This is a genomic window from Pseudomonas mendocina (assembly GCA_037482215.1).
Classification (GTDB): domain Bacteria; phylum Pseudomonadota; class Gammaproteobacteria; order Pseudomonadales; family Pseudomonadaceae; genus Aquipseudomonas; species Aquipseudomonas mendocina_E.
Genome location: CP148074.1, coordinates 822,554 through 838,944, shown reverse-complemented (window position 1 = coordinate 838,944; position 16,391 = coordinate 822,554). Strand labels below are relative to the sequence as shown.

Annotated in this window: 17 protein-coding genes; 14 read left to right on the top strand and 3 right to left on the bottom strand. The window is 59.1% G+C overall.

Features of this window, described 5'->3' with window-relative positions; all coding sequences use genetic code 11:
• The first annotated feature begins 58 nt into the window (after nucleotides 1-58).
• Nucleotides 59-1,474, top strand: a complete 1,416-nt coding sequence (locus WG219_03770) for a dihydrolipoyl dehydrogenase (GenBank protein WXL26606.1) — start codon at nucleotides 59-61, stop codon at nucleotides 1,472-1,474.
• A 41-nt stretch (nucleotides 1,475-1,515) separates the two neighbouring features.
• On the opposite strand, the gene WG219_03765 is transcribed toward WG219_03770, so the two are convergent.
• Both WG219_03765 and WG219_03760 read right to left on the bottom strand, forming a co-directional pair.
• A complete protein-coding gene (locus WG219_03765; GenBank protein ID WXL26605.1) occupies nucleotides 1,516-1,785 on the bottom strand; it encodes a metal-sensing transcriptional repressor in 270 nt (89 codons plus the stop codon).
• Nucleotides 1,778-2,335, bottom strand: coding sequence for a DUF3365 domain-containing protein (locus WG219_03760; protein WXL26604.1), 558 nt, complete (start codon nucleotides 2,333-2,335; stop codon nucleotides 1,778-1,780). Before WG219_03760 ends, WG219_03765 begins: the two co-directional genes overlap by 8 nt.
• Before the next feature lie 188 nt (nucleotides 2,336-2,523).
• Between WG219_03760 and WG219_03755 the strand changes: the two genes are divergently transcribed.
• The 12 genes from WG219_03755 (at nucleotide 2,524) to WG219_03700 (ending at nucleotide 14,698) form a co-directional block, all read left to right on the top strand.
• Nucleotides 2,524-2,772, top strand: coding sequence for a transposase (locus WG219_03755; protein ID WXL26603.1), 249 nt, complete (start codon nucleotides 2,524-2,526; stop codon nucleotides 2,770-2,772).
• A gap of 74 nt (nucleotides 2,773-2,846) precedes the next feature.
• Nucleotides 2,847-3,173 (top strand): IS66 family insertion sequence element accessory protein TnpB, encoded by a 327-nt coding sequence (tnpB, locus tag WG219_03750; GenBank protein WXL26602.1) that lies wholly within the window; start codon nucleotides 2,847-2,849, stop codon nucleotides 3,171-3,173.
• A gap of 61 nt (nucleotides 3,174-3,234) precedes the next feature.
• Nucleotides 3,235-4,770: an IS66 family transposase gene (locus WG219_03745; protein ID WXL26601.1), complete on the top strand. Its 1,536-nt coding sequence runs from the start codon at nucleotides 3,235-3,237 to the stop codon at nucleotides 4,768-4,770.
• 303 nt (nucleotides 4,771-5,073) lie between these two features.
• Complete coding sequence (locus tag WG219_03740; GenBank protein ID WXL26600.1) at nucleotides 5,074-6,474, top strand: cytochrome ubiquinol oxidase subunit I; 1,401 nt, start codon at nucleotides 5,074-5,076, stop codon at nucleotides 6,472-6,474.
• Between the two features lie 4 nt (nucleotides 6,475-6,478).
• Nucleotides 6,479-7,477: a cytochrome d ubiquinol oxidase subunit II gene (gene cydB / locus WG219_03735; protein WXL27931.1), complete on the top strand. Its 999-nt coding sequence runs from the start codon at nucleotides 6,479-6,481 to the stop codon at nucleotides 7,475-7,477.
• Nucleotides 7,461-9,146 (top strand): thiol reductant ABC exporter subunit CydD, encoded by a 1,686-nt coding sequence (gene cydD, locus WG219_03730; protein WXL26599.1) that lies wholly within the window; start codon nucleotides 7,461-7,463, stop codon nucleotides 9,144-9,146. Before cydB ends, cydD begins: the two co-directional genes overlap by 17 nt.
• Nucleotides 9,139-10,788 (top strand): thiol reductant ABC exporter subunit CydC, encoded by a 1,650-nt coding sequence (gene cydC / locus WG219_03725; GenBank protein ID WXL26598.1) that lies wholly within the window; start codon nucleotides 9,139-9,141, stop codon nucleotides 10,786-10,788. The genes cydD and cydC overlap by 8 nt, the downstream gene beginning before the upstream one ends.
• Before the next feature lie 270 nt (nucleotides 10,789-11,058).
• A complete protein-coding gene (locus tag WG219_03720; protein ID WXL26597.1) occupies nucleotides 11,059-11,388 on the top strand; it encodes a hypothetical protein in 330 nt (109 codons plus the stop codon).
• 97 nt (nucleotides 11,389-11,485) lie between these two features.
• Nucleotides 11,486-12,454, top strand: a complete 969-nt coding sequence (locus WG219_03715) for a DUF932 domain-containing protein (protein ID WXL26596.1) — start codon at nucleotides 11,486-11,488, stop codon at nucleotides 12,452-12,454.
• A gap of 74 nt (nucleotides 12,455-12,528) precedes the next feature.
• Nucleotides 12,529-13,533 carry a YqaJ viral recombinase family protein gene (locus tag WG219_03710; GenBank protein WXL26595.1) on the top strand — a complete coding sequence of 335 codons (1,005 nt, stop codon included), beginning with the start codon at nucleotides 12,529-12,531 and terminating at the stop codon, nucleotides 13,531-13,533.
• A 92-nt stretch (nucleotides 13,534-13,625) separates the two neighbouring features.
• Nucleotides 13,626-14,525 carry a hydrolase or metal-binding protein gene (locus WG219_03705; GenBank protein ID WXL26594.1) on the top strand — a complete coding sequence of 300 codons (900 nt, stop codon included), beginning with the start codon at nucleotides 13,626-13,628 and terminating at the stop codon, nucleotides 14,523-14,525.
• The gene (locus WG219_03700; GenBank protein WXL26593.1) at nucleotides 14,522-14,698 is read left to right on the top strand and encodes a hypothetical protein; all 177 of its coding nucleotides are present in this window, start codon (nucleotides 14,522-14,524) and stop codon (nucleotides 14,696-14,698) included. The genes WG219_03705 and WG219_03700 overlap by 4 nt, the downstream gene beginning before the upstream one ends.
• Before the next feature lie 124 nt (nucleotides 14,699-14,822).
• Here the strand turns inward: WG219_03700 and WG219_03695 are convergent, their stop codons facing one another.
• Complete coding sequence (locus WG219_03695) at nucleotides 14,823-15,131, bottom strand: hypothetical protein (protein ID WXL26592.1); 309 nt, start codon at nucleotides 15,129-15,131, stop codon at nucleotides 14,823-14,825.
• A gap of 153 nt (nucleotides 15,132-15,284) precedes the next feature.
• Here WG219_03695 and WG219_03690 point away from each other — a divergent pair, with 153 nt between their 5' ends.
• Nucleotides 15,285-16,373: a methyl-accepting chemotaxis protein gene (locus WG219_03690; protein WXL26591.1), complete on the top strand. Its 1,089-nt coding sequence runs from the start codon at nucleotides 15,285-15,287 to the stop codon at nucleotides 16,371-16,373.
• The last annotated feature ends 18 nt before the right edge of the window (nucleotides 16,374-16,391 follow it).

The window sequence follows — 16,391 nt, the reverse complement described above, 5'->3', positions numbered from 1 at the left end:
TATGCCTTCGCATATACAGCGGTTTTCTGCATCTCAAGTCGAAAAGGATTCTCCGGTCATGCGTACAGAAATCACCGTCGACGTTGCCATTATTGGTGCCGGTACAGCCGGGCTTTATGCACTGCGTGAGGTACGCCGCGCCGGGCGAAGTTTTGTCCTTATCGACCACGGCCCGCTCGGCACCACCTGCGCCAGAGTGGGTTGCATGCCCTCCAAGTTGGCGCTGCATGCAGCCGATCTATGGCAGTCACGTTTGGCCATGCCGGCCATCGGTGTGGCGAATAGCGAGGCGCTGCAGCTTGATAACGCCATAACTTGGGCAGCTCTGCGTGAGCAGCGTGATTTCTTCTCTAACAACGCCGCTAACAAAGCCCGCGCCGCGGCGGGTAAACAGCTGATCGAGGGGCGCGCACGCTTTCTTGAACCCACCTTGCTGGAAGTTGAAAGCGCTGAAGGTACGCACGTCATCCGCGCAGGCGCGGTGATTATCGCCACCGGCTCGCGCCCGTTTATCCCCGACTGGCTGGCTCCGTTTGCAGACCGGATTGTCACCACGGACACGCTGTTTGAGATGGCAGAATTGCCGGCACGCATCGGGGTGTTGGGTTTGGGCGCGCTGGGGCTGGAAATGGGTCTGGCGCTCAGCCGGCTCGGCATTGAAGTCACAGCGGCTGGCGGTTCAAGCCTGGCAGGTATTGACGACCCACAGGTGGCCGCCCGTGCAGTCGAGGTTTTCTCGCAAGAGATGCCAATCTGGCTCGGCCAACCCGCCAGCGTTGAACGTGCAGAGCATGGGCTGGTGCTGCGTTCAGGTGAGCGCTGCGTAACTATTGACCTGCTATTGGTGGCAACCGGCCGGCGCGCGAACACCGATGAGCTGAATCTGCAGGCTGCAGGTTTTACCCTGCAAGAACGTGGCGAGCCGCTGTTTGACCCGGCCACTCTGCGGCTGGACGATTGGCCGGTGTACATTGCCGGTGACGCTAACGGGCAGCGCGCTTTGATGCATGAAGCGGCTGACGAAGGTGCGATAGCCGGCTATAACGCAGCGCGGACCACTCCCACACGCTTCCGGCAAAAAACTTCGCTGTCCATCGCCTTCGCTAAACCTGATGTCGCGACCATTGGTAAACGCTTGAGCGAGCTAGAACCCAGCCGGATTATCGTTGGCAGTGCGTCGGGCGAAGCGAATGGCCGTTTGCGCATCTTGGGCGGTGAACGCAGCCTGCTGAATATTTACGCCGATAGCACCAGCGGTTTACTACTCGGCGCCTCGCTTCTCAGTATCGACGGCGAACACTTGGCGCATCAACTAGCGTGGGCCATACAGCGCGGTGAAACGGCGCAAAGCCTGCTGCAAATGCCGTTCTACCACCCTGTGGTGGAAGAGTTGCTGGCCACAGCATTGCAAGAAATCGCCAAACACTTCACTGACCCTCAAGGCTTGCCCCTTGGGCTCTCGGCCGAAGAGTGAGGCGCTACGACGGCTGCGCCAATTTTTGGCGTACGCAGCCGTTAGGTGTACTTGGTGAAGATGGCCCTGACTTGCGCCAGCTTGTCTTGGTTACTGTGGTCAGGGGTGAGGATGGCCTCTTCGGCCAAGCAGATCAGCATCTCCTGATAAGCCTTATCCAGCGCCTTACGGGCGGCGCTGAACTGCTGAGCAATAGACTCGCATTCATCGCCGCGCTTGATCATGGCTTGAATGCCACGCACCTGGCCCTCGACGCGGGCCAGACGCTTTAACAGAGAGTCACGATGTTCTAACTGCGTTAATTCAATCATTTCCAACTTCTAAAGTACGCCGCAAAGTAAAAGCACCTCGCAATTCACCCAAAGCGAATCCACGAGCCTCATCCTCTGGGTAGCGTACATCAATCACCGCGGCAAGAGACGGCTGAATGTTTTTGCCATGACAGGCTAGGCATGGCTCACCAGTGGCAATGGCTTTCATCATGCGGAACTCGCCGCCAACAACCTCGGCATGACTGAGCTCAGTCACCGGTTCACCTGCAGCTGCACGCTCGGCAAATTGCTCGAGGACCTGTTTTTCCCAGGCATCTGCAGTATTGGCCGGGTTACGTACCTTCAATGAGGTACGTCCAACCTTCCAAGGTTGCTTGCTGTGCTGCCCAGCAATCTCTGGAGCCAATAACTGGCAAGCCTCTACGGCCTTTACAGGCCCGCCGGACTCCATCGCAGACTTTACGGTAGACATCAAATGCTGCCCGAAAGGTGGTATTAGCGCTGCGCCCTCTGCCTTTAAAGCCTGAAAATCCTCAGCGTAAGCAGCCATGCTCAACGAACCTATAAGAACTGCAGTGATCAATCGCATAACGTCTCCAGAGAAATAGCTTTCCACATACCCGTGGGAGTATAGCTACGACTTAGCCAAGGTGACTACTCAGAATCAACTAAAGGGAGTAAGCGTCCAGCCAAGTCACCTTCCGCAATCCCGCATTAAGGGCGATGGTGTCCGCGTATTTTTAAGCGGACGCGATAGCCCTTATCGCCGGGATTTCCATGCGCCAACGAAGCTCTTACCCCAAACCGTTCAAGGCCCAGGTTGTTCAGGAGTGCCTGCAACCTGGTGCGACCGTCTCCAGCGTGGCCATACGCCATGGCATCAACGCCAACGTCATTCGCAAGTGGCTACCGCTTTATCGGGATCAACTGCCAGCGGCGTTGCCGGCGTTCGTTCCTGCGAGGGTTACGCCCAAACGACCAGCTGAAGCAGCGGTGATTATCGAGCTACCGCTGGGCGCGCAATAGGTCACGGTGAAATGGCCAGCCTCCGATCCTGAAGGTTGCGCCCGCTTTGTCCGTGGGCTCGCCCAGTGATCCGCGTGGATAGTATCTGGCTCGCCACCGAGCCGATGGATATGCGTGCGGGTACTGAAACCGCGTTGGCCCGCGTGGTGGCGGTGTTCGGTGCGGCGAAGCCGCACTGCGCCTATCTGTTCGCCAATCGCCGCGCCAACCGCATGAAAGTTCTGGTGCATGACGGCGTGGGTATCTGGCTCGCCGCGCGGCGCTTGCACCAGGGCAAGTTTCATTGGCCAGGCATCCGGCACGGCTCGGAAGTCGAACTCGACACCGAGCAACTTCAGGCTTTGGTACTGGGGTTGCCCTGGCAGCGAGTCGGCGCAGCCGGCGCGATCACAGTGCTGTAGCACCTGCCATTAGCCCAACGGTTTATCTCCGCTGACCGCCTGCTCTGGCACAATCAGCGGCATGACTTCCTCGCCCAATCTCGACCAACTGACACCTGACCAGCTGCGCGCACTGGCCGCGCAGTTGCTCACGCAAGTCGATGCGATGGGCAAAAAGATCCACCGCGATCAAACAGTCATCGAGCAGCTCACCCACGAAATCGCATGGTTCAAACGGCACAAGTTCGCCAAGCGCAGCGAGCAGCTAAGCCCTGATCAGGGCAGCCTGCTTGATGACCTGCTCGACACCGACATCGCCGCCATCGAGGCCGAGCTGAAAGCCGTCAATCCTCCGGTTACCCCAGCCGAACCACGCCAACAACCCAAGCGCACACCGCTGCCACCGCAATTTCCGCGCACCGTGATCCGTCACGAGCCGGAGAACACCCAGTGCGCCTGCGGTTGCCAGCTTCAGCGCGTCGGCGAAGACGTCAGCGAAAAGCTCGACTACACGCCGGGCGTGTTCACCGTCGAACAGCACGTGCGTGGGAAATGGGCCTGCCGCCAATGCGAAACGCTGATCCAGGCGCCCGTGCCGGCCCAGGTGATCAACAAGGGGATCCCTACCGCCGGCCTGCTGGCTCACGTGATGGTGGCCAAGTTCGCCGACCACCTACCGCTGTACCGGCAGGAGAAGATCTTTGGCCGTGCCGGCCTGGCCATCGCTCGTTCGACACTGGCACAGTGGGTCGGGCAAACCGGCGTGCAGCTCCAGCCCCTAGTCGATGCGCTGCGCGAAGCGGTGCTTGCCCAGCGCGTGATCCATGCCGACGAAACCCCGGTTTCGATGCTCGCGCCCGGCGAGAAGAAGACCCACCGTGCCTACGTCTGGGCCTACAGCACCACGCCCTTCGCCGATCTGAAGGCCGTGGTCTACGACTTCAGCCCCAGCCGTGCCGGCGAGCATGCGCGCAATTTTCTTGGCCAGTGGAATGGCAAGCTGGTCTGCGACGACTTCGCTGGCTACAAGGCCAGCTTCGAGCAAGGCATCACCGAAATCGGTTGCATGGCTCACGCCCGCCGCAAGTTCTTCGATCTGCACGCGGCGAACAAAAGCCAACTGGCCGAACAGGCGCTGCACTCTATCGCTGGGCTGTACGAAGTCGAACGCCAAGTGCGCGACATGAGCAATGAAGAACGCTGGCGAATACGGCAGGAAAAGGCTTCACCGCTCCTCGACGCACTACATGACTGGATGCTGGCCCAGCGTGATCTTGTGCCCAACGGCTCAGCCACGGCGAAAGCTTTGGATTACAGCCTCAAACGCTGGGTAGCGCTGACGCGCTACCTGGACGATGGCGCTGTGCCCATCGACAACAACCAAGTCGAGAACCAGATCCGCCCGTGGGCTCTAGGTCGCTCCAATTGGCTGTTTGCCGGGTCGCTACGCAGCGGCAAACGGGCGGCGGCAATCATGAGCCTGATCCAGTCGGCGCGGATGAATGGGCATGATCCGTATGCCTATCTCAAGGATGTGCTAACGCGACTGCCGACGCAGAAGGCCAGCGCTCTGGCCGAGCTGCTGCCGCACAGCTGGGTATCCGTCGGCAAGGTGTAATGCCCGTTCGCTTACTAAAGGGACGCGCCATTGCATGCAGAAAAACCATGTCGTGTTCATGCCAATGACTAAACACACAAAATTACTGGCCTGAAGACGGGATAGCTGAAGACTCACTGACAAACAGATACGCTTTTCATCTGCATGAAGTGATTACCTGACGGTGGCAGAAAGTGTGCTGCGCAAGGGAGTGCAGCATTTCGCCCACATACCCCCAGGGGTGTTATGAGTTAGACTGAAATGGCCGAAAAAGGCGACTGCTTAATCGGTTTTCAGTCAGTTCCAAACACAGGATCGACTCAGATGGAATTAGACCCGCTCTTCCTCTCGCGACTGCAATTTGCCTTTGTGGTTTGCTTCCACGCCATCTTCCCGGTGTTCACCATCGGCCTGGCCTCATTCATCGCCTTTTTGGAAACCATGGCCTTTCGAACGGGTGATCCCGTTTGGGTAAGGCTGTCGAAGTTCTGGACGCAGGTTTTTGCCGTGGTATTCGGCATGGGGGTAGTGTCGGGCATCGTCATGGCCTTCCAGTTCGGTACCAACTGGAGCAACTTCTCATATGCGGCGTCTAACTTCCTCGGCCCAGTGCTGAGTTATGAAGTGATCACTGCATTCTTCCTTGAAGCGGCGTTCCTCGGTGTGTTGCTGTTTGGCCGCGATAAAGTACCGCCAGGCGTACACCTGCTGGCTGCCTGCATGGTGGCGTTGGGCACCTTTATCTCCTCGTTCTGGATTCTCTCGGCCAACAGCTGGATGCAAACGCCGGTTGGCACCGAGCTGCGTGATGGCATGATCCATGTCGTGTCCTGGTCGCAGGCGCTCTTCAGTCCCTCGTTTATCTACCGTTTTATGCACATGGGCCTTGCCTCGTTCCTCACCGGTGCCTTTGTGGTGGCGGGCGTTAGCGCCTGGTATTTACTGCGCAAGCGCGAGGTGGAGGTGAACCGCAAAGCCCTGTCGGTCAGCCTGTGGATGATCCTGGTTATCGCCCCTACCCAAGCGGTTGTAGGTGATTACCATGGTTTGAACACGCTGCAACATCAGCCGACCAAAGTGGCAGCCATGGAGGGTAACTGGGAGCGCGCTTCTGGCGTGCCGCTGCTGCTGTTTGCCTGGCCGGATCAAGAGGCGCAAACGAACCACTTTGAGATTGCCATTCCCAAACTAGCCAGTCTTATATTGACTCATGACTGGGAAGGTGAGCTGCCTGGTATTTCCGAAGTGCCCTATGCCGAGCAACCGCCTGTGTTTGTTGTGTTCTGGGCGTTCCGAGTGATGGTGGGTATTGGGTTGCTAATGATTGCCTTCGGTTTGACAGGGTTCGTACTGCGCCGTGGCGGTCGTTACTGGCAAACCCCTTGGTTTCTCAATGGCATGCGCTGGATGAGTGTTACTCCTTTTCTGGCTGTGCTCGCCGGCTGGGTTGTAACTGAGGCCGGGCGTGCGCCCTGGCTGATCTACGGAGTGATGACACACGCGCAAGGGTTAACGCCTTCACTCACTGGCGGCATGGCGTTGTTCACTCTGATTGGTTACATACTGGTCTATGCCGTGGTCTTCAGTGCCGGGCTGTATTACCTATTCCGCGTGTTGCAGGACGGACTCGAAGAAGACTTAAGTGCCGAAGAAACCCACGAAGTGGAACGCCCAGCACGTCCGCTGTCGGCCACCCATGTACGTCTAGAACAGGGGGACAATTGAAATGGTGCCTTTTGACCTTACACTCATTTGGGCAGGGATCATTGCCTTCGGCATCATCATGTATGTGTTGATGGACGGTTTTGACCTGGGCGTGGGGATTCTCTTCCCCTTCGCCCCGGACGAGCAGGCCCGCGATGTGATGATGAACTCGGTGGCACCGGTCTGGGACGGTAACGAAACCTGGCTGGTGCTAGGCGGCGCGGGCCTGTTAGCGGCCTTTCCGCTGGTGTACTCGGTGTTGCTGCCGGCCATGTACATCGGTGTGTTTTTGCTGCTGGCGGGTTTGATCTTCCGTGGCGTGGCGTTTGAGTTTCGCTTCAAGGCAAACACCTCGCGCTACCTGTGGAACTGGGCCTTTGCCGGCGGTTCGATCATTGCTTCGTTCGCCCAAGGTGCGGTAGTGGGTGCCTACATTCAGGGCTTCAATACCGAGGGGCTGGTGTATGTGGGCGGTGCGCTGGATTGGTTAACGCCGTTCACCGTGCTCACCGGCATCGGCCTGCTGGCCGGTTACGCCTTGCTCGGCTGCACCTGGTTGATCATGAAATCCGAAGGCTACATTCAGGACTGGGCCTTCACGCTGGCACCGAAGCTATTAGCGGCGGTATTGGTGGTGTTTGTCGCCATCAGCGTCTGGACGCCATCGGTAGACCCGAACGCCTATGCTCGCTGGTTCACCTCAATTAGCCTGATCTGGGCCTTCCCTGTATTGGCCGGCTTGTGCGCGCTACAGATTTTCCGCAGCCTGCTCAAGCGTCGTGAAGCCATGCCGTTTATGGCAACCATGGGCCTATTTATCTTCACCTATTTGGGGTTGTTGATGACCAAATGGCCATACATTATCCCGCCTAATCACACTATCTGGGACGCTGCATCGGCACCCGAGTCGCAATTATTTCTGCTGCTGGGTCTGTTGTTCGTCATCCCTATCGTGCTGACCTATACCGCGTGGACCTACTGGGTGTTCCGCGGCAAGGTAAAAGCAGGTGTCGGCTATCACTGATAAAACCCGCAGCCAGCGCAGCCGCCACTGGCTGACCCGCCAGCAGCATGCCGTTCGCCCGTTGCTGCATGGCGCGGTGGCGGCCGGCATGCTGGGCGGTGTGGCGATTGCGGCGCAAATGGGATTGATGGCCTGGCTGGTGCACGCCTTGCTGATCGACGCGGCCCCGGCGCATAGCCTGTGGCCAACGATGGCTGCGTTGCTGTTGGCGGTGTTGCTGCGTGTGCTAGCGGCTGCCGTGCAGGAGCGACTAGGCCAACTGGCTAGCGCCAAGGTTCGCCAACAGGTGCGGGGGGAATTGAGCGCCTTGTGGGCCCGGCTCGGGCCGGTGCGTTTGGCAGCGCTGCCCAGTGCAAGCCTCACCAACCAATGGGTCGAGCAAGTCGACGCCCTCGATGGCTATTACGCCCGTTACCTGCCGCAGCAATGGCTGGCGGCGCTGGTGCCGTTGATGCTGGTGGCGCTGGTGTTCTGGCTGGATTGGCTTGCGGCGCTGTTTCTCTTGCTGGCCGCACCGCTTATTCCGTTATTTATGGCCCTGGTCGGCATGCACGCCGAACGCATTAGCCAGCGCCATGTGCTGCAGGCCGGGCGCATGGCCGGACAGTTTCTCGACCGGGTGCGCAACCTCACCAGCTTGCAATTATTCGGTCAGGTTGAGCGCTCAGTCAGTCGTATCGAAGAAGCTACTCAGGCGTACCGTAAGGTAACGATGGAGACGCTGAGGGTGGCGTTTCTCTCGTCGGCGGTGCTGGAGTTCTTTGCCTCGGTGGCCATTGCGGTGGTGGCCATGTACATCGGCTTTGGCTTGCTCGGCTACATCAGCTACGGCCCATCGCCGTCGCTGACCCTCTTTAGCGGCTTGTTTATCCTGCTGCTGGCACCGGAGTTCTTCCAGCCGCTGCGCAGCTTGGCCCAGCATTATCACGACCGCGCAGCGGCGTTGGCAGCAGCTGATGCATTGGCGGAACTGGAGGCACTGGGTAGCACCATCCCGGAACTAACCGCGCAACAGCCAGGCGGCGACGCCAACGGCATCACCGTGCAGAACCTGCAGCTTGGTTATGTCGGTCGCGGCTTAATCCTGCGTGACGTAAACCTGAGCATTAAGGCCGGTGAGGTGGTGGCTCTGGTCGGCCCCTCTGGGTCAGGCAAGTCGAGTCTGCTGCATTGCCTAGCCGGTTTTATCCAGCCAGATGCCGGTCATATCAGCCTGTTCGGCCGCCCGCCGGGTGAGCAACCACTGGCGTGGATGGGCCAGCGGCCGTTTCTGATTAAGGGCAGTTGGGCCGATAACCTGCGCCTCACCGCGCCCCATGCAGACGCGGCCGCCTTGCAGCGGGCACTGGCGGCTGTGGGCTTGAGTAAACTGTTGGCCGCTCAACCACAGGGCCTCGATAGCCTGCTGGACGAAAGCGGTCGCGGGCTTTCAGGCGGCCAAGCGCAGCGCTTGGCGTTAGCGCGGGTGTGGCTGAACGACGCCGCCTTGGTGCTGCTAGATGAACCCACCGCGAGCCTGGATGAAGAGAGCGAAGCTGACGTGGTCAAAGCCTTACAGGCGCTGGCAGCAGCCGGCCGCACAGTGGTCATCGCCACCCACCACCCGGCCCTGATGCACATGGCTGATCGCGTTGTACGCTTGAACAACGGAACGTTGGCCGATGACTGAGTTATTGCCCTGGCTGCGCGACATGCGCCATTGGCGCGGGCGCCTGTTAGCAGGCGCCCTGCTAATGCTGCTGACCGTACTAAGCGCTATCGGCTTGCTGGCCTTGTCGGGATGGTTTATTACCGCCACCGGCGTCACTGCATTGCTTTGGGCCGCGGGGCAAAAAGTTTTTTTTGATATTTATGTGCCGGGCAGCGGCATCCGTTTTTTTGCCCTGTCGCGCACGGTAGCGCGCTATGCCGAGCGGGTGTTTAACCACAACACCGTGCTTGGCTTGCTGGCCGATCTGCGCGTTCGCCATTTTAGCGCCTTGGCGAAATTGGACGGTGCCACCTTGGGTCGGCTGCGCGCAGCGCAGTGGCTCAACCGCTTGACCGCCGATATTGATGCGCTGGATACGCTCTACCTGCGCCTGCTGGCCCCACCAGCTGTGGCTTTACTGGCGATTGTGCTGGTGTGCGGGCTGGTCGCGCTTTTTCATCCGATGCTGGCGCTAACGCTGCTGTTAGTGCTGCTGGCGCTGTTGCTACTGGTAACCGCCGGCATGGCCACCGCCGGTCTGCGCCTGAGTGCTAACCGCGTCGAGCAGTTGGATGGCTTGCGCGTGCAGTGCATCGAGCAACTGCAGGGCTTAGCTGAGTTGTCTGCTGCCGGTAGTCTGGCCATGCATCAACAAGCTCTACTTAGCCGCAGCCAACAGTTATTGACTGAGCAACTAAGCCTGCAAGGCCGTGTGGTGCTGTTTCAAACACTAGGGTTATTCGGTGTCTTAGGGGCCAGTCTGCTCGGCCTGTTCGCTGGCGTATTTGCCTACCAGCAAGGGCTGCTCAGCGGACCGCTGATGGTGATGATCGCCTTGGCGCTGATGGGGCTTAACGAAGCCTTTAGCGTGTTACCCGCCGCCTTCGCCCAGTGGGGCGCAACCACCGCTGCCGCAGCACGGCTGAACCAACAGGTGGCGATTGTTGGACGCTTGCCCCGCGCTATAGCGCCGCTACCGGTACCTGCGGTCATGGTCCTGAGCTGGAAGGCGGTAAACGTGGCGTATGCCGGTATTAGCCAACTGAAATTGAACATAGCGGCGGGTAAGCGCCTAGCGGTAATTGGACCATCCGGTTGCGGAAAATCAACCTTAGCTGCACTGGCCGCACGCTTGATCGACCCCGACAGCGGCGAGGTGTGCGTAGCTGATATAGCGTTAACGGCGCTTGATCTCGACGCTTGGCGCAGCAAAGTAGCTTACCTGACCCAAGAGACCGAACTGCTACACGGTAGCATCGCCGACAACCTGCTGCTCGGCCAGCCCGATGCAAGTGATGACCGAATGTGGTGGGCACTGGAGATGGTCGACCTCGCCGACACGGTTGAAGGCACGGCTAACGGCCTGAATACCTGGGTAGGCGAAACCGGCAAACAACTCTCGGGCGGTGAAGGTCGGCGCTTAGCGCTGGCCCGTGTGCTGCTACGTAACGCGCCGTTGGTGATACTCGACGAGCCCTACTCCGGGCTTGATCTGGCCACACGCGAACGCATCAAACCGCGCATTGACGCGTGGTTACAGGGCCGCACAGTGCTGCTTCTGGGCCATAGTGAGCAAGCACTACCCAAGGCCGATCACCTAATAAGCTGGCGCGATATTTAAGTTACTCAGCACGCTCCGTTAGCGATTGGTATTTGATTCGATTTCGTTCACGCATCGCTGAAGTATAGCTCTGGTAGCTACGATCCAATTTTTCACTGCCTCAGGCCTGCCACCTGAATCGCCCATAATTTTGTATAAGCCGGATGACTGCTGTTGGCCGACTGTAGCCTGTTGCCCCCTTGGTTTCGCAGCTGCAAAGCTGCCATTCGATTCAAAAAAATCTCAACCCTACATAACAGCAATGACATCACCATCAAGAAGGTTTACCTCATGTCGTTGCAATGCCCTCGCTGTCACTCCCCCAAAGTCGCTTCTTTCCATCACGCCATGAAAGCGGGCGCGGCCATCGGTGCCGTCGGTGGCCTCGCACGCGGCGTAAGCGCCGCCCTGGCAGGAGGCAAGGCCGGTGCAGCGCTAGGCCTAATCGCCGGCCCTGTCGGCATCACCCTCGGCTCGGTATCCGGCGCCATTCTCGGCGGGCTGGCCGGAGGCGTCGGCGGCTGTGCGATTGGCGCTCAGCTCGGCGAATCGCTCGATCGCCATGTACTGGCCCACAACCTCTGCCTGCTCTGCGGTCATCGCTTCAACCTGCCGGCCTGATCCGGCCACCGTTCCCCTCTTACTTATACATCACTGATTGCCGGTGCTGCGCTCTGCGTGGCGCTTTATGCCGGCCCGCACCCAAAGGAAATTCGTCATGGCTCATCAAATCGAACAAATGGCCTACGTTGGCGCTACTCCGTGGCACGGCCTGGGCAACAACCTGCCACAGAAACAGCCCATCGAAGTCTGGCAACGCGAAGCCGGTATGGACTGGCAGATCCTGGAAAGCCCTGTGCATTTCAAGTCGGACGCTATCGGCCATCTGGGCGCGATCCATTCTTTCCCCGAGCAGAAGGTGCTCTACCGTTCGGACACCAAGGCACCGCTTTCGGTGGTCTCGCAGCGTTATCACACCGTGCAGCCTCAGGAAGTGCTCGAATTTTATCGTGACCTGACCGAGGTCTCCGGCTACGAGCTGGAAACTGCTGGCGTACTCAAGGGCGGGCGCAAGTTCTGGGCGCTGGCGCGGACCGGCCAGGGTGCAGCAATCAAAGGTAACGACCAGGTGAATGGCTACCTGCTGTTGGCCACTTCCTGCGACGGCACTCTGGCCACCACGGCAACGCCCACCACCATTCGCGTGGTCTGCAATAACACCCTCACCATCGCCCTGGACGGCACCAGCCGTGCGATCAAGGTGCCGCACAGCACCCGCTTCGATGGTGACCTGGTGAAGAAGCAGCTCGGTATCGCCGTCTCGCAATGGGATGAGTTTATGTACCGCATGCGCCACCTGGCTGAACGCAAGGTGCAGTGGCATGAGGCGCTGGGCTTCTTTATGAACGTGATGTGTGAGACCAGCCCGACCAGTCCGCTTCCTGAACAGCTGCCGAACGAGCGCGCTCTGCGCAAAGTGCAGGAGCTGTACGAAGGCCGTGGTCGCGGCAGCCAGCTGGACTCGGCACGCGGCACCGCCTGGGGCTTGCTCAATGCCGTGACCGAGTACGTCGATCACGAGCGCCGGGCACGCAGCACGGAATACCGTCTCGACTCTGCCTGGTTCGGCCAGGGTGCCCAGATCAAGCAACGCGCCTTGGATACCGCCCTGCAATTGGTCGCTTGACCTTTTACCCACCCCATAACGCCCGACCCGCTTCGTTGCAGGTCGGGCGTTTCTATTTCTGCAAGGTGAACACTATGAAAGCCACTTCATTGAATCGCAGCACCAGCAAAGCCCGTCCGGCTCTGCGCCTGGTCAGCACCAAGGAGCTGCCACGCGAGGACTGGCTGCAGATCCGCAAGCAAGGCATCGGCAGTTCGGACGCTGCGGCGGCGGTCGGTCTGAACCCCTATAAGTCGCAGCTGGAGCTGTGGCTGGAAAAGACCGGGCGCGATGCTGGCATGCCCAAGGCTGATCCTCAGGATGAGGAAAGCCCGATGTACTGGGGCAACGTGCTGGAGCCCATCGTGGCCTGGCACTACAGCAAGCGCACTAAGAACAAGGTACGGCGCATCAACGCCGTGCTGCAGCATCCTGATCCGGAGTTGCCCTGGATGCTGGCCAACATCGACCGCGAGGTGATCGGGGCCGACGATGTGCAGATCCTCGAATGCAAGACAGCCGGCATAAACGGGGCACGCCTCTGGAAAGAAGGCGTGCCTGAGTATGTGCAGCTGCAGGTGATGCACCAGCTCGCCGTCACCGGCAAGCATGCGGCAGATGTGGCGGTGCTGCTGGGCGGTCAGACACTGGAGATCCACCGCATCGAGCGGGATGAGCAGATGATCGCTCGGCTGATCGAGCTGGAGCGAAAGTTCTGGCAGTACGTGGAGACCGATACACCGCCACCGGCTGATGGCACTGCTTCCGCTGAGTTGGCGCTGCGCTGCCTCTATCCGGAGGACAACGGCCAGGTCGTCGACTTTAGTGGCCATGCGGGGCTGGCCGCAGCCTTCATTGAACTGAAGGCAGTGCGTCAGTCGATTGCCGACAAGGAGAAGCGCGAGGCCGAACTCAAGCAAATGCTGCAGCAGGCCATGGGTGACGCGAGCCGGGCGGAGTTCTCCGGTGGCTATGTCAGCTGGCGCAAGGCCAAAGACAGTATCGGTCTCGATGTCGCTCAGTTGCTCAAGGACAAGCCCTACCTGCAGGCCAAGTACCCAATGCTGAAACCGGGTGCACGACGCTTCCTGGTGGGCTGAAACCCAGCTTTTCCAACTATTCCCTCCCCTTGGCCAGTCCATGCTAGTTCGCGCTGCGTGGCTGGCCTTTTTTCATTTCCAGGAGACTCACCATGCTCAAAGGTCTGGCTATCACTCCACCGGTACTCGGGCGGATTTCCATCGGTAAGGTCATCGAGAAGAACGGCAAGCGACTGCCAGAGAAGGATGACCAGTTCACCATCACGTCACAGTTGCAGGGTAAGGACGGCTGGCTGCTGCACCCGCTGAATGACGAGCTACGTCAGGGCAAGGACGACAAGCTGCGCAGCATTCCGGTACGCCTGCTGTTCAACGAACCGGAGCTGAATTTCCGAGCCGACTACACGCTGTTCGACCGGCAATCGGGGCGACCGGTTTGCGTCGGCAATGGCGAGACCTGCAAACGGGTCACTCAGGACGGCATGCAGTCGTTGCCTTGTCCATCGCCGGACGCTTGTCAGTTAGCCAAAGGCGGTGCCTGCAGGCCCTATGGCCGACTGAATGTGGTCATTGGTGATGAGGATCCGCTGGGCAGCTTTGTGTTTCGCACCACTGGCTTCAACAGCATCCGCACCTTGGCCGCTCGCCTGCATTACTTCCAAGCCATCTCTGGAAACCGCCTGGCCTGTCTGCCTCTGGAGCTGCGCCTGCGTGGTAAGTCGACACGCCAGAGCCATGGCACGCCGATCTTCTACGCCGACCTGACAGTACGCGGCGGCATGGACATGGCCGAGGCTCTGGTAACCGCCAGTGAACTCGATTCGCGACGGCAGGCAGCAGGCTTCAATCAGGCTGCTTTGGATGAAGCCGCACGACGCGGATTCGGCAACGGTGCCTTTGAGGACAGCGAGGAGGATGTAAGCGCCATCGTTGAGGAGTTTTACCAGGAAGGTGAAGTGCCCGTCTCAACAACCACACCACAAGTCACCTCCAGCAGGCCCAGCCTGGCTGAAAAGTTGGAAGCGCAAGCCGCACGGAAGGAGGAGGTATGAAACGGCTGCTACGTACTTTCGGTGCTGCGATGATGTTTGCCGGGATCCTGACAGGCTGCCTGGCGGTCTTGTTGCTGGCGATTATGATGGTACGCTTTCCACCATTGCTGATAGCGGTGGTACTGGCGTGCTGGATCCTCTGTCGACTGCAGGCAGCACCATCAAGCAAGTGACTGACGTCAGCGAAAACGGATGTCCCCGCTCCGCTAAGAGCGGGAGATCCTTTATTTTTTGTCTCTCGCTGATAAGGCCCGATGCGCGATTGCTAATCAGCCAAGCCCGAGAGGGACTCCGCTATCAGATATCCCTGATCTTAAACCCAGGGGTCACCTTGACGACTGCATCCAACGGAGCACTGACAAGCGTAACGTCCTCCACACAGTCATCGGCGTCACCGGTACTGAAGAGTACATGCCAGGTGAATTTCCCTTGAGGTGTAGTCGCAGCGAACGTAGCTCGACGCACTTCGTCAGCACCTTTGAACGCTGGTGTTGATACCTGCGTCGTCTCATCAACGACTTGCTCTATCTGATCGGCGCTGATCGTGCTGGGTTGCCCAGCGTGTAAAAACTCAGCCCCACGGTAGCACTCGATATAAAATCCCATGTGAAGCACTCCTTCAGTTGAAGGAGTGACTCTACCAAATCTTCAACAAGGTGAATCGCTCCGGACTCCTAGACACCTGCGCACCTAAGCCTTAAGTTCTACAGGCCACAGGCGATAAGTAGAAACGGCCTATCGCATTCTCGGAGTCAAACCATGTTCGACCGCAAGTGGCGCATGCACAGTGAAGCACTGCAACAACAAGTCAGTCAGCTTGAGCAGGAAAAGCGCGCAATGCAGCAAGAGCTTGAGGCCTTGCGTAGCCTGCAGCAGTCGAATCAACAAGAATTGACCGACCTGAATGTACAGAGTCGATACCAAAGCCAATTGCACAGTAAACTGGATCAGTTCGAGGACTCGCTGTCGCAAACCCGTGATGGTGTTGTGACTCAAGCCGACCAACTGCGCGGCGAAGTTAACAAGCTGCGCCAGCACAGCGGTGTCTTCGAGCAAACCTCGGCGCTGCTCGGCGGCTTCTCCAGCTCTCTCGGCACCATGGCCGAGCAGGGGATCAGCAGCGTGCAGAGCGTAGAACTTCTGCGGCAGCGGGTCAGCGAGATCAGCCGCATCGTCGAGCTGATCAAAGCAATTTCCGACCAGACCAACCTGCTGGCTCTTAACGCTGCCATCGAGGCTGCCCGGGCCGGTGAACAAGGTCGCGGTTTCGCCGTGGTTGCCGACGAGGTGCGCGCCCTGGCCCAACGCACTTCCCAGGCCACCCAGGAAATCAGCCAGCTTGTCGGCTCGATCAATCAGGAAACCGAAACCGCCAGCCGCTCCATCGGCACCCTCTCCGAGGAAGCATCTCGCCTGGCTGGCGATGTCTCCAGCTCAGCTCAGACTCTTGATGAAATGGTGGTGCTCGGCGAGCACATGAACCAACTGATTGAGGGTATTGCCCTCGGCTCCTTCTGCGAAGCCGTCAAACTCGACCACCTGCTGTTCAAGCTGTCCGTCTATCAGCGCCTGTTCAAGCACGACAGCAACACTCAACTTAGTGACCACGACACTTGCCGACTCGGGCAGTGGTACAAAAACAGCGATACCCAGGCTCTCTATGGCCGTCTACGCAGCTACCAACAGTTGGAACAACCGCACCGACTGGTACACGATGCCGCCCATGAGGCCCTGCATGCCGCCCAAAGCCAGGACTGGAACAAGGTCCTGCGCGCAGTAAACGACATGGAGCAGAGCAGTATGCAGGTCAACCAGTTGCTCAGTGAGCTCGTCAACCATTCAGACTGAATGGTTCTTCAGACTTCT